Source organism: Psychrobacter sp. CAM01, from assembly GCF_032842965.1.
Classification (GTDB): Bacteria; Pseudomonadota; Gammaproteobacteria; order Pseudomonadales; family Moraxellaceae; genus Psychrobacter; species Psychrobacter celer.
In genome coordinates this window covers 559,513-581,354 of sequence record NZ_JAWJBL010000008.1, presented here as the reverse complement: position 1 = coordinate 581,354, position 21,842 = coordinate 559,513, and the positions used below count along the sequence as shown (strand labels likewise).

Below are 21,842 nucleotides of genomic sequence, written 5' to 3'. Positions count from 1 at the left end.
TATAAAACGATTGATCAGACAATTACAGTAAGCGTTTGACCCCAATTATCGATGAGCGACGGATACGTAGTAAACAATCTATCGCTCATCCCCTAACTAGGAGAAAACCCCATGGCCTATAGTGACCAAGTTATTGATCATTACGAAAACCCACGCAACGTCGGCAATCTTGACAAAAATGCCAAAAACGTTGGTACAGGTATGGTCGGTGCCCCAGCGTGTGGCGACGTGATGCGCCTACAGATCCAAGTAGATGACGCCGGTATCATCGAAGATGCACGTTTTAAAACGTATGGCTGCGGCTCAGCGATTGCCTCAAGCTCACTTGTCACCGAGTGGCTAAAAGGCAAAAGCTTGGACCAAGCTGGCGAGATTAAAAATATGGACATCGCTGAAGAGTTGGCTTTGCCACCTGTAAAAGTGCATTGCTCTGTACTCGCAGAAGACGCCATCAAAGCCGCTATTAGCGACTATAAAGGCAAGCATGGTACCGCTGAAGAAGCGACCAGCTAAGCTTATTGGCCGTATGCATTGTTTTATTAGCAAGGCGTCAGTAGGACTCTGATTGATCGCTACTGATGCCATAAAGGTGACAATAACGCTACTGTAATTGTCACCTTTTATTTTATAACTGGCGCAAACACATAAATCTGGTAGATACACTAGGTTGGCTGCCAGTCTCATATTCGTTATTGATAGCTACTATTAACAGTTGTTATGAATAACCGTCATTGATTTTATGGTCGATGACATCATATTGAAAGATATCTTTATTATTGATAGTCAATGGGAGTTGGCATGATTGAAATGACAGAACGCGCCGCTCAGCATGTTCGAGAGTTTTTGGACAATCGCGGCAAAGGCGAAGGTATCCGTGTGGGTATTCGCACCGCAGGCTGTTCAGGCTTGGCCTATGTCTTAGAGTTCGTAGATACACCTGATGACAATGACACACGTTACGAAAGCCGCGGTGTGAGCATCTTTATCGATCCGAAAAGCTTGGTCTATTTAGACGGCTTATTGATGGATTATGAAAAAGAAGGCTTAAATGAAGGCTTTAAGTTCACCAACCCCAACCAAAAAGGTGAATGTGGTTGCGGTGAGTCGTTTACTGTTTAAGATCGCCCACCCCTAGCCGTTGGCCATCGTTATGACTGAAGCCGTACTGGCCTTTAAGCATGATGTATTTTGATAAAAAAATTGTTTTTAACATTTTTCTTATTCAGTTGGTAGGCTATACATCATCCAATCTGGCGCTTGATAGCACACTGGATATGATAAGCGCTGGTATCTCAGATACTTTATAATAAATAAAAGCAAGGCGTATGATATGACAGACATCACCGCAGAAGCAAAGTTTGATAATTTTTTTGCTCTATTTGAGCAGCCCGCTCAGTTTGAGATTGATCAGGCCCGTCTGGATCAGCATTTACGTCTACTACAAAAACGCTATCATCCTGATAACCTGATGGTGGATAGCACAAAAGACGTGACGAGTGTGACGGAGGCCAAACAGCAATCAGAGCAAGCTTCAGCGCTGATAAATCAAGCATACCAGACCTTAAAGGCTCCTGATAGCCGCGCCGCCTACCTATTAGAGATGGCAAGTCAGGCCCACAATCTTGAGCACTCAATTGCCGATTTAGATTTTTTAGAAGACGCCATGCAGATGCGTATCGATCTAGATGAAGCGATCGAAGATAAGGATCGGACGACACTTGCGCAGCTACAACCCCAGATTACCGCGCGTCTGATCAAACAGTCTGAGCGCTTTAGCAGTGCCTATCAAGAGCAAGACTGGCAGACCGCGATTGATGCCACCCAAAAGCTTAAGTTTTTGGTAAAACTCAATGGTGATGTGACGACTGGCCTTGATGAAGTTGCCAGTGCAGAGCACTCTGATGACGATGATTTATATGTTTAGGGTGTTTAAATAAACACACCTTCAATATGTAGATTTAAAGATTGATATTTATCAGCACCCGTCATCGTAATTGCGCCATTTCCTTTATTTATTTTATCTTTGAGTGATTTTATGTCTTTATTGCAAATTGCCGAACCCAATCAAAGTGCCCAACCTCATCAGCATCGTTTTGGTCTAGGTATCGACCTTGGCACCACACGCTCACTGGTCGCAGTCGTACGCTCAGGCAAGGCGCAAGTCTTAGAGGCAGGCGCTGACAACGATACGTTGCTGCCCTCTGTCGTCTACTACCCCAGCACTGGCAAACCCATGGTAGGGTATGATGCCCTAGCACATTTGGCCGATGACCCAAAAAACACCATCGTATCCGCCAAGCGCTTTATGGGTCGTAGTCAAGCAGATATTAAATTCTCTCATCCTTATGAGTTAAGCGGCAATGCAGACGACATGCCAGCTTTTGTCACCGCCCAAGGTAAGGTATCCCCTGTTGAAGTCTCAGCACGCATTCTAGCGGCTCTCGAACAGCGTGCCGCAAGCGCATTACCTGCCGACAGCATCGAAGGGGCGGTAATTACTGTTCCCGCTTATTTTGATGAGGCGCAGCGCCAAGCGACCAAAGATGCTGCACAAGCTGCTGGTATCAATGTGCTACGTTTGTTAAATGAGCCCACGGCTGCCGCTGTCGCTTACGGCCTTGATAAGCCCAATCAAGATAACACACAAAGCCATTACTTAATTTATGACTTGGGCGGTGGTACCTTTGATGTGTCTATCTTAAAGCTCACCGATGGGGTTTTTGAAGTCTTAGCAACTGGCGGCAACAGTGCACTAGGCGGTGATGATATCGACCGCTTGCTGACCAACTGGTTGATCAAACAATTAAGTATCGACCCAAAAGACGTCAGTCGGCATGACAAGTCAATCTTTGCCCAGCAAGCCAAAGCGTATAAGCAAGCTTTGACGGACGCCGAGCAGGTCGCTATCGACATTACGGTCAACGGCCACTCTTATCAAGGCACCTTGCACCGTGACGATTTGCTGGCCATTGCTGAGCCTGTCAATCGCCGTACGCTTAGCGTCTGCGAGCAGGTATTACGCGATGCCAAGCTATCTATTGACGATTTAGATGAAGTCATCTTGGTGGGCGGCTCAACCCGTATGCCAGCTGTACAACAAGTGGTGACCACGTTTTTTGGCAAGCAGCCGCTTTGCCGCTTAAACCCAGATGAAGTCGTCGCCCTAGGGGCTGCACAAACCGCGCACCAACTGGTCAATGGTGATAGTGACAATACACTTTTATTATTAGATGTCACTCCTTTGTCACTCGGCCTTGAGACTATGGGCGGCTTGGTTGAGGTGCTGATTCCCCGTAACACCCCTATCCCTGTCAAAAAACGCCAAGTATTTACCACCTATCAGGACGGTCAGACAGGCATGGTAATTCATGTGGTTCAAGGCGAGCGCGAAACTGTCGAAAACTGCCGTTCGCTTGGACGTTTTGAATTATATGGCATCCCACCGATGAAAGCAGGCTTTGCCCGTATCGAGGTCACCTTTAGCATTGATGCCAATGGACAGCTGACAGTCAGCGCGCAAGAAACCACGACTAAAACTGAAAGCAAAATCGAGATTGTACCCTCTTATGGCTTGTCTGATGAGCAAAAAGAGCAGCTATTGATGGCAGGGTTTGAGCATGCAGAAGCGGACAAAAACGCTCGCTCTTTGATTGAGACAAAAGTAGAAGCAGAACGCGAAGTATTGGCGCTACAGTCTGCGCTGCAAGAGTTTGCAGCCTTATTGACCCCTGATGAGCAGCAAGCTTTAACGCAGCAGATACAAGCGCTACAAACGGCACTAAACACCGATGACTTGACTCTCATTGAAGCCGAACAAGCCAAGCTCAAACCACATAGCGATGCATTTGCTGCTCGCATTATGAATCAAAGCGTCAAGGCCAGCATGGCAGGTACCAGCGCTCAAGATTGGTAACAGCGCGTATAGAATCTATCTATATACGGCTTAGCCATGATAGATGTGATGACGTATAGCAGACCTGATATATTTTTGAGTTTTTATTTTTTAATTGATTAGCACCGGATAGATAATTTATGCCAAAGATTACCGTATTACCTCATCATGAGATTTGCCCCGAAGGCACTGAAGTCGAGCTAGAAGCTGGCCAGAACCTATGCAAAGCCCTACTAGAAAAAGGCATTAAGATAGAGCACGCGTGTGAGATGTCAAAAGCCTGTACTACCTGTCATGTGGTGGTGCGTAAAGGGTTTAATAGCTTAGATGAGATGGACGATATTGAAGCGGATCTTTTAGACCGTGCTTGGGGGCTGGAGCCAGACTCACGTTTGTCTTGTCAGGTGATGCTCGAAGACGATGACTTGACCATCGAGATTCCCAAATACACGCTCAACCATGCTAAAGAAAACCACTAATAACATACTACTAATAACATATAGTCAAAGCCATCATAAAACGCCAACGGTGACTGCATATCATGGTTGGCGTTTTTGTCTGCTCACGGACGAGCTGGCATATTAAATATGAAGTTAAATATGTTCATACAGATGTCAAATCAGTAAAGTAGAGTCGCTATTGATCGTTGTGACGCTGGCTCTCTACCGCAATAGCATTTGCTACTTTTTCTTGCTCTTGTTCGATACGCTCGAGAGCGAGGTTCAGGCGCTCTCGGATGTCTTGATAGTCTTGATCTTTCATGTCTTTGAAATTTAGATGCAAATTAAATCCTGGTAACGTATGGTCCACCCATTTTGATAGCTGACCTTTATTGGCATCAGGATCGAGAACTTGCCAAGCATTGACTTTTTCGTCGAAGCCTTTGAGCTGAAACGCACCTGCATGCTGACACTCATAATTGTGACAAACATAATCATAAGTACTTTCGCTGACCAGTATCTCATCTTTGCCCGCACTACTCTCCAGCCGCGCCGCGAGATTGGCCTCTTTGCCAATCAATGTATAGCTCAAGCGGTTATTGCTACCGAAGTTGCCGACATGGCAATAGCCTGTCGTGATACCAACGCGTATATACAGCCCTGCAAAACCCATAAGCCGCCACTTATGCCTCAGGGTACGCATTTCACGGCGCATGTCTAGCGCCATTGCCACACAGTCAAGCGCATCTTGACGCGCCCCTTGACTGCTAGGCTCTCCAAAAAAACACACCATCCCATCGCCGACGAACTTATCAAGCACAGCGTCATGCCTATTGGCAATGACCGTCATGCAGTGCATATAGGTATTTAAAATATCCGCCAGATTGTCCGAGCTTAAACTATCAGACAGTTCTGTAAAACCCACAATGTCCGAAAACATAATCGTCAGCTTGGCACGTTTGTTTGACACACTAACGGGCGCATCTGTTTTGACAATTGGCTCCCAAATCTGCGGTGGCACAAAACGGGTCAACTTATTGATGACAGAGACCATGGTGCTCAAACGCCCTACCGCTTGCTGCGCGCGCTGTTGGTGGCCGATGTACTTTTGATACACATAGCGAAACTGACACAGCATCACCGCCATACTGGCCAGTAGTACCACTGGCGTCAGCCAACTGTCATGGCAGTCCATCTCCGTACTGTTTAAAATCACGCTGACATAATAAAAAATGATCACGGTCACTATCGACACCATGACCAGTCTAACCTGGTTTTCCGGCCTGCTAATAATCACGCGTAGCGCAATCAAAGCTGCCAGACTGATCGACATGACCGTACATAGCTGTACCGAGCCTATGACTGCTGACAGCAAAATAATAACAATATTGGAGGTCCAAAAACTGGGCTGACGACGGTAGTTATATATCAAAATCAGCAAGCTCGGCAGACTAACAATGATCACCAGTGCCATCGAGGTGGCTCTAAAGTCGAAATGCAGGGCAAGAAGCACAACCGTTAGGATCAAGACAAACACTTCTGGATAGTCGAATCGATAGATACCATTCGTCTGTGATGGAAGTTTCGGTCTCAACGTATCTAAAAGAGGCATATAAAGTGTTCGCTTAATAACGCAGACTATCGATAAATGTTAGAAGCAGGAGAATAGTACAGAGACAGTCGATATCGTTATGAACATACTATTTTCAAAATCCAAACAACAGGCAGACAAACGCAACTCGCCAACACTGATGGCACTTTAGGTTTGGTATAAGATAACCTGAAAGATTATTATACGTTTTCATTTTTATAAAACCTACGTTACTGATACGCAAAACCCTACCGTTGGTCACTTAATGAGCAAGCCATCATGAGCAATTTTATTGCTTTACATGGTACTTAGTGGCTTTCTTACTGCACCCTAAAGCTGCTTGAGGCGCCAGAATAAGGCTTAATTTTGCCTGTCCAGCCGCTTTTCCAGTCGCCAGCATGCGTTAGTCGATATGTCCCTGCTGGCGTATCAGTACCGATGCGCCAATCGATAATCGCTTTACTATAGGCCGCTCCTTCTCGCTGCCACGTGTAGGTGGTCTCAAAGTCACGGTCGCTCAGATAGTCCACCCATTGACCATCTTGGTAACGCTGCACCTTAAGAAAGCTGTCTTCGGTACGTAGGTTGTTTTTGGGGTGCGCTGCGCGAAACACCGCCGTAGCGACTTCCCTACTTTGGTAACATCGAAGTGACTATTCCGCCGACGATAGCATTGAAGTTTTGCTGACTATAGCCCGCTAGCGTGTCGTCCGTGCTGGCGATTTGATACAGCTGCTGATGCGAGTAGCCAGCATTTCCCACATGAGTATGCGTGGCGGCAAGCATCACATTATCATCGTTATACAAGTCGCCAAAACCTGCTTGCAAGCGTTTGATAACCTCAAGCTTGACCGCGGTAAACATCGCACCCATATCCGCTGAGACATAGACGACTCGGTTACCTGCATTGCTATCCGCTTCGCCGACAATAAAAGCATGAGAATATAGACGATCATTGATACCCTGCACCACCTGACCTGCAGCATAGCAAACATACCCGTTTCGGCCGCAGCTCCTGTGATATCAGCTTTACCAGTACCGACGAGATAACGGTGCGCGACCGACTTAGCAACAGAGCTGGCGCTAAAATTTGACGTAATAGAGCGATTAGATGGGTCGACATCAGTCGTGATGGTTTGTGTCGCAGCAGGCGATATGGCGGTAGGCTCAGTAGAGTCTGTTTCACAGGCCATCATACCCAGCAACGCGGTACAAATCGAGAGAAACAACATAGTAGGTCGTCGTGACGAAGGTGGTGAGATAGAGGAAGTAGCCATTTGTTGTCCTTAACATAGAGTGAAATCTTAAATCAAACAACCCTGATTTAAAATTGAGAATCTCAGCACTTTGCACCGCATCTACTCTGATGTGACGCAGCAAAGACACTGAGCTGACAAGCTGGCTATATCCATTTAGCCAACTTACACTCTAATATAACGACTGACAGACAAATGTAAAATATTTTTCGTAAAGCCGTACAATAAACTCATTAACACAGAGAGCTATGCTTACAGACAAACGCTCACGCCTATGCGTATTTAACCGTTTATTACCAAAGGCTTATTGCTAAAAGACCTATTGCATCTGCCAATCAAACGGCATTTGATGATGACCACGCAGCGCCATCATCAAAGTTTGCTGCATCTGCGCCAGTACTTCTTTGGTGTAAGGTACAGCAGGAACACCCCACACTGGGTTGGGCCACTGCATATCATTTTGATAACGAACGATATGATGAAAATGAAGCTGCGGCACTTGATTGCCCAGCGCAGCCACGTTCATCTTGTCAGCCTGAAAGGTCTTGGCAAGTTGGCTGGACAACCAGCTCGACTCGCGCAAAAACTGCGCTTGGTCGGCCTCAGACAGCTCATACAATTCTTTGATACCAGAGACACGTGGCACCAATATCAACCAAGGAAACTGGCAATCATTGATTAAACGGCAGGTCGATAATGGGAAGTCTCCCACCAAAAAACTGTCGGCTGCAAGTTTGTGATGAAGTTGGAACATAATGACGGTTCTCTTGTTATGAAGGGGATAACGCTTAAATACTAAAAATAAGGGTGGCTAAGACCTATCGGACGCTATAGGCCATAGAGTAGACACAGAGTATCTGCTATTTTATCAGTTATCCAGTAGATAAAATAGCGCCTTGATGGATTGGCTGCTGTTTTACTGTGTTGCTGCCTAGCTGCCTAATAGATGCGGCGCTTGGATATGATGATTGGCGTCACTCAAAGCGCTAAGCGGGCTCTGCTACCATATGCTCGCTAAAGTAGCGCAGCAACTCCTCAAGCACAGTCACGCGTTGCTGCGGCGTGGCCAGCTTATTGGCATCCTGATAGCGAATGCCAGAGGCACCATTCATCCGGTAGCGCTGTCCATCTTTTTGAATAAGCTGGATAATTGCCAAGGCGTCAACTGGCGTATCAGGGGCAAACTCTAACGTCATGCTGCTACTATTGGCATCGATTTTGTTGATTTTCAATGGCTCGGCCTGTATGCGCAGTCTATGGATGGCAAATAAATGCTTGGTCTGATCTGGCAGTGTGCCAAAACGATCAATCATCTCGGTACGGATATCGGTGAGCGCCTCAAAATCATCAGCATTACTAATGCGCTTATAAAATAGCAAACGCTGATGTACATCATGCAAGTATTCTTCTGGTATCAGCGCTGAGCTGTGCAAATTGATCTCACTGGTAAGTGACAATGGGGTATTCAAATCAGGCTCTTTACCCGCCTTGATGGCCTTTGTCGCACGCTCTAGCATATCCATATACAAGCTAAAGCCGATGGCTTGCATGTTACCGCTTTGCTGCTTGCCCAGTATCTCACCTGCCCCGCGAATCTCCAGATCCTCACTGGCCAGCATAAAGCCTGCTCCCAATGTATTGGCGCGTTCGATGGCGTGCAGACGGCGCTTGGCATCGCCTTTTAAGCCTTTAATAGATGGCACGAGCAAGTAGCAATACGCCTGATGATGACTACGGCCTACACGGCCTCGCAGCTGATGTAGCTGCGCCAAACCAAACTTATCAGCGCGCTCAATGATGATAGTATTGGCATTCGGTACGTCGATACCGGTCTCGATGATGGTCGAACACACCAGCACATTGAACTTTTTATGATAAAACTGCTCCATAATCTGTTCAAGCTGGCGCTCTTGCATCTGCCCATGCGCGACCCCCACTCTAGCCTCGGGCACCAGCTCACGTATCGTTTCTGCCATGCGCTCAATGCTTGCCACATCATTATGCAGCAGGTAGACTTGCCCGCCGCGTAATAGCTCACGCAAGATAGCCTCTTTCATCAAGGCATCGGTCTTTTGCATGACAAAGGTTTTGATCGCCAGACGACGAGCAGGCGGCGTGGCGATAATCGACATATCACGCATACCAGATAGTGCCATATTAAGCGTACGCGGAATCGGCGTCGCTGTCATCGACATACTGTCTACATCGGTCTGAATGGCTTTGATACGCTCTTTATGGCGCACACCAAAGCGGTGCTCTTCATCAACAATCATCAGCCCCAAATTGGCAAACTTTACATCCGGCTGCAACAATTTGTGAGTACCAATGATGATATCCACCTTACCCGCGGCAAGGTCTGCCAATACCGTCTCTTGATGTTTTTTGCCACCAAAACGCGATAATGTCTCGATACGTACTGGCCAATCGGCAAAACGGTCGCGGAAATTATCTTCGTGCTGACCTGCCAGCAGCGTCGTTGGCACCAATACCGCCACTTGATAACCGGCACTGACCGCAATGAACGCCGCGCGCATCGCCACTTCTGTCTTACCAAAACCCACATCACCGCAAATGAGGCGATCCATCGGCTGGTTTTGTCTCATGTCTTCCATCACCGCCTGGATAGCATTGGCCTGATCGGCGGTCTCTTCAAAGGCAAACTGACTGGCAAACAGCTCGTATTGTGAAGGGTCAATCTTGAAGTGAATACCGACTTTGGCTTCGCGCCTTGCCTGCATATTGAGCAGCTCAGCGGCGACATCATGGATTTGCTCCAGCGCTTTTTGTTTGGCTTTATCCCATTTACCGCTACCTATTTTATGGAGTGGCGCAAGCGCAGGGTCACCGCCGCTGTAGCGACTGATCATTTGCAAATTGGCAACGGGTACATAAATACTGGCGTCGTCCGCGTATTTTAGATGAATAAACTCTTGCTCGCCATCGCCCACATCTAAGGTAATCAGCCCGTTATAGCGGCCGATACCATGCTCGATATGCACCACTGGGCTGCCTTCGGTAATCTCTGTGACGCTTTTGACCAAAAACTCTTCTGACACCCCGCTTTGGCGGCGACGACGTGTTTGTAGCACTTGCCTACCAAACAGCTGAGTCTCACTGATCACCACCAAACGCTCAGGAATATACACCCCGCGCTCGATAGGCGCCACCGTCAGCCCTACCTGCGGCAAGTTGTTATCATTAAGGGTTGTGACCTTATCAGCGGCCAAAAACGCTTCAAAGCTATCATACGCTTTGGTGTCTATCTTACCCTTAAACAGCTCTATCAAAATCTCACGGCGCCCTGCTGTTTCGGCAACGATCAGCACCGGCGTCGCTGTTTGTGCTTGCTGTAGCAAAAACTCTAGCAAATCGGCCAACGGTTCTGCTTTTTGGTGATTGACCGCCAGCTGCGGCGGCTGTTGCGCCGTGAGTGTGACCAGTCCTTGCCGACTAGAGTCAGTCTGTACGGTCGATGAGGCATCATTGTCTATCGCCGCACGCGTCTCATGCGCACTGAGTATCACCCGCGGATAGTGGTTAAGATGCTCGTTTAAGGTATTTGATAATAAATATAATAATTCTGGCGCGACAATAGGTTTGTCGATATCGTGCCGGCGCTCTTCATAACGGCGCTGAATCTGCGACCAATAATCCGCTTGCGTTTCGTGGATTCGCTCATCAATGATAAACAAAGCGTCATCTGGCAAATAAGCAAACAAGCTGCTGTCAGTTTGCCAGTCATCCAAATCAAAAAACAATGGCTGATAGTACTCAAGCCCGCTACTGGCGATACCCGCCATCACATCTTTATGCAGCTCAGACTTGCGACTACTGGTATTGGGAAACATCGCTGCAAAGTTGGTCCGAAACGTCTCACGCCCTTCATCAAGCGGAAATTCTTTGGCAGGTAGTATCTGAAACTGCTGAATAGGTTTTGAGATATCAGGCAGCTTATGCAGTAGCGATAGTGACTCTTTGCCGATGCTACTGTCGTTACCACTCATCATGTTTTTTAGATCGTCGACGGTCAGCGTACGCTGCGTCTGCGGATTAAAAAAGCGAATGGTTTCGATTTCATCATCAAACAAGTCTAAACGTAGCGGAAATGGCTGCCCCATGGCAAAGATATCGACAATACTACCGCGTACCGCAAACTCGCCTGGCTCAAAGACGTTTTCGACCGCACGGTAGCCTGCCTTTGCAAGCAGCTCGCGCTGGGTATTGATATCAAAGCGATCACCGACACTCAAATCAAAATGCTGCCCTATCAGCCAGCTTGGCGGGGCAACCCGATGCATGAGTGCCTGCACCGAGATGAGCAGCACGCCTTTAGTGGGCATATCGGTCAATAGGTTGATACGCTCGCTGACGATGTCTTGATGCGGGGACAGCTCATCGTAGGTCAGCGTCTCCCAATCAGGAAACACATAGGCATCGACGCCGCAAAACGCCAGCTCGGTTTCTATCTGATTGAGCTGGTTTTGATCGCGCGTTACCACTATTTTTAGACGCTCGGATACGTCCCATACCAACGCTTGCATCAAGCTTGCCAGCCATAGACTACTGACCGCACCATAAACAGGGGTCAACCAGCGCCGCTCGGCATGAGCGATAGGAAACAACTGCTGGTTAATAGGGTCAAACGCGTCAGTCAAAGCAGTGATAGGCATAGAGGATAAGATCAAAGTTAAGAGTCAGAAAGCTATTATACGAATATTTATGCAATTACCAAAATTTATGCCGTAACGGTTTGTCACTCAGCACATCACGCACAAAAACCTCGACGCTTAAGCCGAGATTTTATATTAATGGTTGGGCTAGGCTTAGCCATAGGCTTAAAGCAGAGGCTTGTCGCTCGCGATAATGCCGTTGTTATCTGCATAGACAAACATGCCTGAATTTAGGGTCAAATCCCCAAAGCTAATCTCGAGATCGGTTTGACCTTCATCACGGCGCGTTGATTTACGCGGGATACAGCTAAGCGCCATGACACCGATATCCATCTGTGCCATATCATCGACATCACGGACACAGCCATACACGATGACCCCAGCCCAACCATTATCAATCGCCGACTGAGCAATCATATCGCCGAGCAGCGCACAGCGCATCGAGCCACCACCATCGACCACCAGTACCTTTCCATTGCCCTTATTGTCTTTACCATCGCTGTTTAATAGCGATTTGACACGGCTGTTGTCTTCAAAACACTTAACCGTCACAATCTCACCGCAAAACCGATCTTTGCCACCAAAGCTATAAAACGACTTACCTTCGATATTTGGCAGACACACTTGCGACTCAGGATTGGCATCCAATAAATCACAAGTCACAAAATTTTCTTGGTTCATGGTAGGCTCTGTTGCTGCGTTTGACATGGGTACACTCCTTGTTCGTTGTTGGCTAGGATTAAACGGTATAAAAAGTATGATTGATATTTTTACTTAGGCTATTTTTTGACTTTGGTCATTGCCAGCATTTGTTTATTTTCGATGATGTCTGTGGTGGTAATCGCAGGCTCACAGCGGTACTTACTACGCTCGTAGATATCATGGGCGCTCATGGCCATGGCGCTAGCGACACGTTTTGCAGAAATAGGATGCAGGGGTAATGACTCAGGCACCAAAGGCGAGATGAGCTTAAAGGCTTGTTGACCTAGGCTCTCAAGCGGGCGACCTTTGTGCTTACCGAGCAACAACGATGGCCGAAAAATTACCAAATGGGCAAAATTTAGCGCCATGATGGACTGCTCGGTCTCCGCCTTGACTCGGTTGTACAAAAACCGACTGTCAATATCAGCATTCATCGCAGACAATAAAAAGAAGTTTTCTACCCCTTTCTCGCGGCACAGCTTAGCAAACGTCACATTGTAGTCATGATCCACTTTATGAAAGGCTTCATCACTGCCAGCTTGCTTTTTGGTCGTACCAAGACAGCTAAAAGCATCGGTGCTGCGATCAGCGCCGACACTGGCAAACACCTCAGCCAAGTTGTCAAAATCATTGACCTGATAAAACCTCATGCTAGCATTGATATAGCGTGGCGGACGCCGTGCAATCACAATCAACGTGTCATAAAGCTCACTTAGCTGCTTGACAAGATATTGCCCTACCAATCCTGTCGCGCCAATCACAATTGCTTTTCGCTGCATATCTTATCCATTCGTATCGTATGAGATATGAGAGCACTCTTATACAAAGCATTCTCTTTATTTATCGTATTCGCTTATCCGCCAGCATATCTGGCCGCTATTTTAACTTACCGCTTGCGTATCATACCTAAAATCACTCAGCGGTGAGGGTATTATAGCGAATTTATTGTAAGAGATTTTATCCGTCAAGCCTTTTACTGGCCGTACCCTTTGAGAGTAGATACATGAAAAAACCGAATATTGATAAAATAGCATAACTTCTTTACCGATTAACCATCAAATATATTGTCCTAAGCGCAATAATTTGCTAAGATAACCGGCTTTACACGTCAACGCTGTTTAATTATTCCAAACAGTTCTGACGCTTGCGATGACTACCGATATTAGATACTTTAGTATCGGACATCGACATCATGTTTGACGAGACGGCTGCTCGTCACCGATGATTGTTAAACCCATTATTGCAATCAACATTCATATTTTTATCTGTCTTTATCAAGGAGATACGCGTGGCTAATACTGCACAAGCTCGTAAACGCGCCCGTCAAAACACCAAACGTCGTCAGAACTCTGCGTCACAACGCTCTATGGTTCGTACTTACTTAAAACGTGTTGATGCGGCTATCGCAGCTAAAGATTATGACGCGGCTACCGAAGCTTACAAAAAAGCGGTACCTGTTCTTGATCGTATGGCTGACAAAGGTATTATTCATAAGAATAAAGCTGCTCGTCGTAAGAGCCGCCTAAACAAAACCATCAAAGGCTTACAAGCTTAAGATGGGTTGCGTTTAGACCGCATCACTCTGTTTGGGTGATGATTAAAACCTTGTCATCAGTTCTTATGCTGAGGCAAGGTTTTTTTATGCGCAAAAAACCATAAAAACAAAGCCTCGTTTATAGGGCCTATTGAACATTCAACCATGGCACTGCTGATGCTAAGCTTAGTCCCACCTCACCTCTGGTGGCAACAGCAATGTATTTGGATGAAACCCTGCTGCACGGTACCCTTCTAACAACGTCGCAATCGGCCGTATATAGACCTCACCGCGCCAGACGAAGTGGGCACTGGCTTGTTTAAAAGGCTTATCATCAAACCACAAAAACACCCCTTCCATCATCTTTGGCCAATCATTCCAATCAATCTCTACCACATCGAACATCACCGCCAAAAACGCTGACAGCAACGTATCGTGACTAACCGCTAGCATAAGATGTCCAGGCTGCGGCTGATGCTGATAAAACAACGATAAAAGATCAAGCCCGCCTTGATAGGCATTTTTGGTGCCAGCAAGATTGCCTTGTAAAAAACGATTGATAAAATTAAGCACACCGATTTCTTTAAATACCGGAGTGGCAATCTCGGGGTCAGTAACGAGGCTACCAGGCTCTACCAGCAGCGACTGATGTAGGATGTCACGCTGTAACCCTGCACCTGCTTGCATAAGCTGCGCGGTATCAATACAGCGGCCAATAGGGCTCGAGATGCTATCCACATCTAGAGAATAAGGCAGATGACCTGCCAACCAGCGCCCCCAAGATTTTGCCAAGACGCGACCTCTAGGCGTCAGCGGCAACTGATAACTGGCAAAGCCGTTACCATCAGAGCGCTCACGCAGTGAGTGTCTGGTAAATAAAATCAGGCGCTTGTCTTCAGGCAACAGGCTCACTGAAGAGATCATACTATCGGGTAGGTGCGACGGCGCGGGCGCACTTGGCGTATGACTGGCACGCCTTTCTGCAGATAGTTTCGATAAAGTGTTGTGGAAGTATTTGCTCATGCCAGCAAGCGTAGCAGATTTTTTGTGAAGAATGAACAAAATATAAATTCAGTTGCAAATGAGCAAAACCGAAATGAAAACCGCCCAGCACTGCTATGCGCTTTATCTCAAGCAAGAGTATGCTATCTAGTCAAGCTCTATCACTTTATCCCAAGCAAATGCTATCTCGGTACTACTGACTTCGTTGGGATACGCACGTGGATTGACAACCACTCGGGTACGACCAATACGATAATCAAAGGCTTCATGGGTATGGCCATGCACCCACAGCGCTGGCGCCCACTCCTCCTGCATCCAGCTCGACAAGTCACTCACAAAAGCGGCATTACTGGGCAGATTGGCATATTTCTCAGATACCGACAACGGGCTGATGCTGTGATGACTCATGACGATGGCCTTTTTGCCAAGCGATTGAGCGGTTTTTAATGCTTGCTGTAGCCATTGACGCTGCTTAGCATGCAGTTGCATGGATACCTCAGGGGAAAACAGCTCGCTACCAGCATAGATTTGTTTATAGTCACGCATAAAGCGCTTGGCAGCCGCCATGGTTTCTTCATTGGCCTGATACTGATAATCCGTCCACAAGGTGCAGCCCAAGATACGTACGTCTCCAATATCGATATGTTGACACTGTAAAACCCGCACGCCTTGCTGCGACTTGGCATCATAGTTATCCCAAATGGCCAGCTTTTTATCAAAATGCAGCACGTCTTCATTGAAGTATTCATGATTGCCTGCAATGGTGATCAAAGGTACCTGCAGACGCGCCGCTTGCGCTTGTAACCACGGCATACCGCTGTCGCTATTGGCCGTATCGCCTGCGATCAGCACCACATCGGCATCAGTCTTGGGGATATACCCCATCGGATGCGACTGACGAGCATAACTATCAATATGTAAGTCACTTAAAATCTGTAATTTCATATCTTCCAATAGTGTCTTAGGACATCACGGACAAAAATCGATCAGACGATGCGTAGAAGCATAGCGTGTTTTTCGTCATAGATATCACCATAAATTTTAAGTAGTGTAGCACCTTTTTATCTACCCGCAAAAAGCAAAAAGACAGCGGCTTAGGCTGTCTCTTTTCTTTGTTTTTGACTCAGGCTAGATACCCTCAAGTATCCGCTGCAGCTTGGCCGCTGGGTCAGCCGCCTGCGTGATAGAACGTCCGATCACCAGATAGTCAGCACCATCTTGTAGCGCTTGTGCGGGCGTACAGATGCGTTTTTGGTCGTCAGCATTGTCCTCAGCGAGGCGAATACCAGGCGTCACCAGCTTAAACTCCTGACCACATAGCGCTTTGAGGCTCTGGGCTTCTCGTGCTGAGCAGACCACGCCATCGAGACCTGCTTGCTTGGTCAGCTGTGCTAGGCGACTGACTTGTGTATCCAGCCCATCGGTAATACCCGTCTGCGTCAATGCTTGATTGTCCATAGAAGTCAGTACCGTGACCGCAATCAGCAAGGTATCTAAGTTATTGTCCAACAAGCGCTGTTTAGCAAGCGACATCGCCTCTAAGCCTGCGCTCGCATGCACATTGACCATCCACACTCCCAAATCAGCTGCCGCGAGTACCGCCTGTGCCGTAGTATTAGGGATATCATGGAATTTAAGATCTAAAAACACCTCAAAATCACGCTGATGTAGGGCTTTGATGATGTCAGGCCCACAACGAGTAAACAGCTCTTTGCCTACCTTTAAACGGCACAGCGCTGGATCGAGCTTGTCAGCCAGCGCGAGTGATGCTTCCATTGTCATATTGTCTAAGGCGACAACGACAGGAGATTTGATTGCATTATTCATGGTGTTGCCATATTTATATCGAAGTTAAGAAAACCAAACAGCGACCAAACGGGTGGCTATCAACTCGCCTGTCTCGCAAGTTTGTATCATAAGGTACCTAGCTGACGCTCTATTCAGACTTAGTCAGATTTAGTCACGTTTTTGTTTGGTTAATGTCGCCGCTTCATCTTTAGCGGCGTGATTATCGTGCGCGTTGGTCGCTGTCGAACCATACACCGCCTCTTCTACTGAAGGCGCAGTCGCTTGACGATCGATGACCACATTGGCTTGAGTCAGTTGTTCTTGCAGGTTGTTATTGGCTTTTTGTAGACGTGAGATTTCCCACTTGTTTTGTAAAACACGAAAGAGCAGCAGCGCAAGTAGCATACCAATCACAATACCCAGTATCAGACACAGGATCAGCAATAAGCCCAAATTCATCGTCGGCGCTTGTGAAAACAGTAAGTTTACGCCAACCTCGGTATTATTGGCCAATACCAACCCTAATGAATAAGCGAAGCTTAAAAACAGCAGTACAAACAGTAAAAAGCGCATAAGACACATACCTTGGTTTGATGGGTTGCAAAGGACTCAAAGACCACGTTTTGTCACAAACAGCGATGCTACTTTTTGACTGACACGCTACTGTTAATGAATACTACCAAACGCTGCCATAATGATCGTATTATCTATCCATTAGCCACTTTGTCATTGACCGCTTCGCGCAGGGCTTTGCCTGGCTTGAAATGCGGAATGGCTTTGGCAGGTACTGGTACGCTCTCCCCAGTCTTAGGATTGCGGCCCATACGGGCACGGCGATGATGTAAACAAAAGCTACCAAACCCACGCACTTCTACTCGGCCATCATTGGCCAGTGTATCGATCATTAGGTTTAATATTTCACGCACTGCATCATCGACCACGCTATCAGTCATATTGTCACAGTTCGCACTCAAATTACTAATAAATTCAGACTTATTAATCGCTTGCTGCATTGTTACGCTTGCCTTGTTAATTGATGGATAAGATGATTGTAAACCAGGCTACTATTTTTTAAAGGTTTTAACCCTTCATATAGCCGTATAAGACCATACTGAAAATCGAAACAAAAAGCAAAATACCGGTCAGTAGTGCTAATACGGCTCTCATCAGTAAGTAGTGATTTACATCTCGTTACTCAATGTTGCAAATGATAGCGGATATTACCGTAAATGGAAATAAGAGTTTGCTCTGTTTCAGCAAAAACCTTAAAAATATAACGCATACCAAATACCCACTCATAAAAAAAAGCGACCGAAGTCGCTTTCTTTATATTGCTTTTAGATCAATAACTTGTCGCTTACTGCATTTGCTCTTTGATCAAATCACCAATCGTTTTTGGTTGAGCATCAGCTGCTTGTGGCGCATTGCTACCTAGATCTTTGATCGCTTGACGCTCTTCAGCTTCATCTTTTGCTTTGATAGACAAGTTGATGTTGCGAGTCTTACGATCCACACTGATGATCTTCGCTTCAACGTCATCACCAACGCTTAGATGCTTGGTGGCATCTTCGACACGGTCACGCTGAATCTCAGAGGCACGTAGGTACGCTTCAACTTCGTCAGCAAGCTCGATAGTAGCGCCTTTAGCATCTACTTCTTTTACTTTACCATTAACGATAGCACCGCGGTCATTAGCGACTAGGTATTCGTTGAATGGATCTGAGCTTAACTGCTTCACGCCTAGGCTGATACGGTTCGCTTCTGCATCTACAGACAATACCATGGCTTCTACGGTGTCGCCTTTGTTGTAGTTGCGGATTGCTTCTTCGCCCGTTTCGTTCCAAGAGATATCAGACAAGTGAACCAAACCGTCGATACCGCCGTCTAGACCGATAAAGATACCAAAGTCAGTGATTGACTTGATAGTACCAGTGATTTTATCGCCACGCTCATGTTTCTTATCGAACTCTTCCCATGGGTTTGCTAGGGTTTGCTTGATACCCAAGCTGATACGACGACGCTCTTCATCAATGTCTAGGATCATCACGTCAACTTCGTCACCCACTTGTACAACTTTTGATGGGTGGATGTTTTTGTTGGTGTGATCCATCTCTGATACGTGAACTAGACCTTCAATACCTTCAGAGATCTCAGCGAAGCAACCATAGTCAGTTAAGTTGGTGACGCGAGCTTTAACAATACTACCGACTGGGTAAGTACCGCCAACGTTGTCCCAAGGATCCGTACCAAGTTGTTTTAGACCTAGGCTTACGCGGTTGCGCTCACGGTCAAACTTCAATACTTTAACTTTTAGGTCTTGACCAACTTCAACCACCTCAGATGGGTGCTTGATACGACGCCATGCCATGTCAGTGATGTGTAGCAGGCCATCGATACCACCAAGATCAACGAATGCACCGTAATCAGTTAGGTTCTTCACGATACCTTCGATCTCGATACCTTCTTCAAGCTTGTTCAATAGCTCTTCGCGCTCAGCTGAGTTTTCAGCTTCCATTACTGCGCGGCGGCTAACCACAACGTTGTTACGTTTTTGGTCAAGCTTGATGACTTTGAATTCTAGCTCTTTGCCTTCAAGATGTGTGGTGTCACGAATCGGACGTACATCAACCAATGAGCCTGGTAAGAACGCGCGTACTGAACCCACGTCTACAGTAAAGCCACCTTTTACTTTGCTAGAAATGATACCTTTTACGATCTCATCGTTATCATAGATTTTTTCAAGGACATTCCACGTCTCGACGCGCTTGGCTTTTTCGCGTGATAGTAGGGTTTGACCCATACCATTATCAACCGCTTCAACCACGACATCAACGCTATCGCCAACTTCAACTTCAAGTTCGCCTTCTTCGCTTAAAAACTCTTCACGAGCGACGATACCTTCAGATTTAAGACCAGTATCTACTGTGATCCAATCGCTATCGATGGCCACAACAGTACCTGTAATAACCGAGCCACGCTCGATATCCAGACCCTGCTCTTCAATGCTCGCTTCAAATAGTTCAGCAAATGATTCCATTATGTCTACCTTTGTATAGCCGTATCCTGTCCAGCACAGTACGGATCAAATTTATGATTGCATAAAACGAGAATACTGGTTTTATATCTTATGCAGTCATATAAAAAACCTTTGTTGCTAATAAGCGAGCATCTCATCACACTCATTAGCAACAACTGTCTTTACTGCCCGCTCAAATTTTTATTATTGTTTCAATGTTGGCTTTGGCTTATTGCACATCTCTACTTATACAATTTTATACTAAAACCAAAGCCTGTAGCAAATTTTTTGGTAGTAAGTTGGTAGTTACTGTATTGTTTTTATTAATTATTAAAACAAATACCTTTGTCCTGACAGTATTTTTTGACTTGTTCATATACGCTGTCGGCATCCAGACATGAACTGTCCAGCAATAAAGCGTCTTTGGCAGGTTTCGATGGTGCCGTCGCACGGTTTTCGTCACGCTCGTCACGCGCTTTGATCGTTGCCAAAATCGCCTCAAAATCTGCGGTTTGCCCTGCACTTAATAGCTGCGTGACACGGCGCTCAGCACGCGCTTTGGCACTGGCCGTCAAATATACCTTAACATCCGCATCAGGGAATACCACCGTTCCCATATCACGGCCGTCAGCGACCAACCCTGAGCGACTGGCCATTTTTTGCTGTAGCGTGAGCAGCGCCTGACGCACTTTAGGGAATACCGCGATCTTTGAGGCATAGCCACCAACGGTTTCGTTACGTACTTGCTCGCCAACGGCATCGCCATTGACGATGATATCTACGCGGCCTGATGCCTCATTGGGCACAAATACGATGTCCAAACCCTGGGTTAATGTCAGTACTGCCTGCTCATCAATGTCTTGACAGCCGTCTGCACCGAGCAACCCTGCTTCAAAGGCTTTGAGCCCGACGATGCGGTATAACGCCCCTGAGTCTAATAACTGATAACCCAGTGCTTGCGCTAAGCGCCAGGTGACAGTGCCTTTACCTGCCCCGCTTGGACCATCAATACAAATCACGGGATAACGCTGTACCGCTTGCTCAGAGGGATCACGGTCCTGTAAGGCATTATCAGGCGTAAAGTCAGGTGTAGAGACTGTCATCATGTTTACTCAATTATAAAAACAACACATATCGCCCACTGCTAACAAGGACAGCGCAATATTCACCACCTTATCAAACGCTTAACAGCCATCTGATAATCGCAGCGCCAAATAGGGCGATATTATAGCAAGAAAACCCTATCATCACCATGACTGATGCTTATATTTGCAGGCAGTATGTTTTGTAGAGACGCAACAGCCCTTATTTTTTAACATCTAATTTTTTTTGCTTTGCCAGCTGACGACGCGCTCGAAAAAACCGCTTAAGTAGCTGACTGCTATGCTCACTGCACAAACCCCGTTGTACAGTAATGGTATGATTATAAAAATCTTGTGCCGATAGATCCATCTGACTACCCACCATGCCAGCTCGCGGCTCATTGGCCGCATACACCAGCCGCGCCACTCGCGCATGAATCAGCGCGCCCATACACATGGTGCAAGGCTCTAAGGTCACGTATAAGGTGGTGCTTGATGGCAGACGGTAGTTTTTTAGGTGGCTACAGGCATCTCTTAGAGCAACTATCTCGGCATGAGCGGTGGCATCATGGCGGCCGATTGGTTCATTAAAGCCTTTACCAATCATCTGCTGCTCATGTACCAGTATCGCGCCCACTGGCACCTCGCCCAGCTCAGCGCCGCTCTGAGCCAACGCCAATGCTTGATGCATCCACTGTACATCTTCTAGCGTCCAAAACTGCTGAGTGCTCAGCTCAAGCTGATGTCGAGCATGGCTACCAGCAGCGTCCACAGACAAGCTATCAGGGCCTGAGTGGTAACCAACCCCATCAGGCAGACAACAATGATGCGCCTGCAGTGTCTCTGCGGCAAAAAAAGGAATGGTCATA

The 21,842-nt window shown here is 46.8% G+C and carries 21 protein-coding genes; 6 read left to right on the top strand and 15 right to left on the bottom strand.

Annotation, left to right across the window (positions count from 1 at the left end; genetic code table 11):
• Positions 1–111 precede the first annotated feature (111 nt).
• From iscU to fdx, 5 genes are all read left to right on the top strand, one after another.
• Complete coding sequence (iscU, locus tag R0I52_RS06085; protein ID WP_075100714.1) at positions 112–513, top strand: Fe-S cluster assembly scaffold IscU; 402 nt, start codon at positions 112–114, stop codon at positions 511–513.
• 285 nt (positions 514–798) lie between these two features.
• Entirely contained in the window at positions 799–1,119 is a 321-nt protein-coding gene (iscA, locus tag R0I52_RS06080) for an iron-sulfur cluster assembly protein IscA (RefSeq protein WP_075100713.1), read from the top strand.
• Positions 1,120–1,330: 211 nt separating this feature from the next.
• Positions 1,331–1,924, top strand: coding sequence for a Fe-S protein assembly co-chaperone HscB (gene hscB / locus R0I52_RS06075; protein WP_317053580.1), 594 nt, complete (start codon positions 1,331–1,333; stop codon positions 1,922–1,924).
• 111 nt (positions 1,925–2,035) lie between these two features.
• Complete coding sequence (gene hscA, locus R0I52_RS06070; protein WP_317053579.1) at positions 2,036–3,913, top strand: Fe-S protein assembly chaperone HscA; 1,878 nt, start codon at positions 2,036–2,038, stop codon at positions 3,911–3,913.
• A gap of 119 nt (positions 3,914–4,032) precedes the next feature.
• Positions 4,033–4,371, top strand: a complete 339-nt coding sequence (fdx, locus tag R0I52_RS06065) for an ISC system 2Fe-2S type ferredoxin (RefSeq protein WP_075100710.1) — start codon at positions 4,033–4,035, stop codon at positions 4,369–4,371.
• A gap of 157 nt (positions 4,372–4,528) precedes the next feature.
• On the opposite strand, the gene R0I52_RS06060 is transcribed toward fdx, so the two are convergent.
• From R0I52_RS06060 to R0I52_RS06030, 7 genes are all read right to left on the bottom strand, one after another.
• Positions 4,529–5,944 (bottom strand): adenylate/guanylate cyclase domain-containing protein, encoded by a 1,416-nt coding sequence (locus tag R0I52_RS06060; protein ID WP_317053578.1) that lies wholly within the window; start codon positions 5,942–5,944, stop codon positions 4,529–4,531.
• Between the two features lie 299 nt (positions 5,945–6,243).
• Positions 6,244–6,537, bottom strand: a complete 294-nt coding sequence (locus tag R0I52_RS06055; protein WP_317053577.1) for a neutral/alkaline non-lysosomal ceramidase C-terminal domain-containing protein — start codon at positions 6,535–6,537, stop codon at positions 6,244–6,246.
• Positions 6,538–6,553: 16 nt separating this feature from the next.
• Positions 6,554–6,892: a neutral/alkaline non-lysosomal ceramidase N-terminal domain-containing protein gene (locus R0I52_RS06050; protein WP_317053576.1), complete on the bottom strand. Its 339-nt coding sequence runs from the start codon at positions 6,890–6,892 to the stop codon at positions 6,554–6,556.
• Between the two features lie 606 nt (positions 6,893–7,498).
• Positions 7,499–7,933 (bottom strand): HIT domain-containing protein, encoded by a 435-nt coding sequence (locus tag R0I52_RS06045; RefSeq protein WP_075100708.1) that lies wholly within the window; start codon positions 7,931–7,933, stop codon positions 7,499–7,501.
• A 232-nt stretch (positions 7,934–8,165) separates the two neighbouring features.
• The gene (mfd, locus tag R0I52_RS06040; protein WP_317053575.1) at positions 8,166–11,849 is read right to left on the bottom strand and encodes a transcription-repair coupling factor; all 3,684 of its coding nucleotides are present in this window, start codon (positions 11,847–11,849) and stop codon (positions 8,166–8,168) included.
• Positions 11,850–12,014: 165 nt separating this feature from the next.
• Entirely contained in the window at positions 12,015–12,530 is a 516-nt protein-coding gene (gene rraA, locus R0I52_RS06035) for a ribonuclease E activity regulator RraA (RefSeq protein ID WP_317053784.1), read from the bottom strand.
• A 98-nt stretch (positions 12,531–12,628) separates the two neighbouring features.
• Positions 12,629–13,330, bottom strand: a complete 702-nt coding sequence (locus R0I52_RS06030; protein WP_317053574.1) for an NAD-dependent epimerase/dehydratase family protein — start codon at positions 13,328–13,330, stop codon at positions 12,629–12,631.
• Between the two features lie 509 nt (positions 13,331–13,839).
• Here R0I52_RS06030 and rpsT point away from each other — a divergent pair.
• A complete protein-coding gene (gene rpsT / locus R0I52_RS06025) occupies positions 13,840–14,106 on the top strand; it encodes a 30S ribosomal protein S20 (protein ID WP_010200097.1) in 267 nt (88 codons plus the stop codon).
• Between the two features lie 165 nt (positions 14,107–14,271).
• On the opposite strand, the gene R0I52_RS06020 is transcribed toward rpsT, so the two are convergent.
• The 8 genes from R0I52_RS06020 to tadA form a co-directional block, all read right to left on the bottom strand.
• The gene (locus tag R0I52_RS06020; RefSeq protein WP_317053783.1) at positions 14,272–15,108 is read right to left on the bottom strand and encodes a histidine phosphatase family protein; all 837 of its coding nucleotides are present in this window, start codon (positions 15,106–15,108) and stop codon (positions 14,272–14,274) included.
• 126 nt (positions 15,109–15,234) lie between these two features.
• Positions 15,235–16,032, bottom strand: a complete 798-nt coding sequence (locus R0I52_RS06015) for a metallophosphoesterase (protein WP_317053573.1) — start codon at positions 16,030–16,032, stop codon at positions 15,235–15,237.
• A 183-nt stretch (positions 16,033–16,215) separates the two neighbouring features.
• Positions 16,216–16,914 (bottom strand): orotidine-5'-phosphate decarboxylase, encoded by a 699-nt coding sequence (gene pyrF, locus R0I52_RS06010; protein WP_317053572.1) that lies wholly within the window; start codon positions 16,912–16,914, stop codon positions 16,216–16,218.
• 129 nt (positions 16,915–17,043) lie between these two features.
• On the bottom strand, positions 17,044–17,448 hold the full coding sequence (locus R0I52_RS06005) for a lipopolysaccharide assembly protein LapA domain-containing protein (RefSeq protein ID WP_317053571.1): 405 nt from the start codon (positions 17,446–17,448) through the stop codon (positions 17,044–17,046).
• A 134-nt stretch (positions 17,449–17,582) separates the two neighbouring features.
• A complete protein-coding gene (locus tag R0I52_RS06000; protein ID WP_317053570.1) occupies positions 17,583–17,888 on the bottom strand; it encodes an integration host factor subunit beta in 306 nt (101 codons plus the stop codon).
• Between the two features lie 344 nt (positions 17,889–18,232).
• Complete coding sequence (rpsA, locus tag R0I52_RS05995; RefSeq protein ID WP_075100700.1) at positions 18,233–19,912, bottom strand: 30S ribosomal protein S1; 1,680 nt, start codon at positions 19,910–19,912, stop codon at positions 18,233–18,235.
• 302 nt (positions 19,913–20,214) lie between these two features.
• On the bottom strand, positions 20,215–20,994 hold the full coding sequence (cmk, locus tag R0I52_RS05990) for a (d)CMP kinase (RefSeq protein ID WP_075100778.1): 780 nt from the start codon (positions 20,992–20,994) through the stop codon (positions 20,215–20,217).
• Positions 20,995–21,196: 202 nt separating this feature from the next.
• Positions 21,197–21,841, bottom strand: a complete 645-nt coding sequence (tadA, locus tag R0I52_RS05985; RefSeq protein ID WP_317053569.1) for a tRNA adenosine(34) deaminase TadA — start codon at positions 21,839–21,841, stop codon at positions 21,197–21,199.
• Position 21,842: the final 1 nt, after the last annotated feature.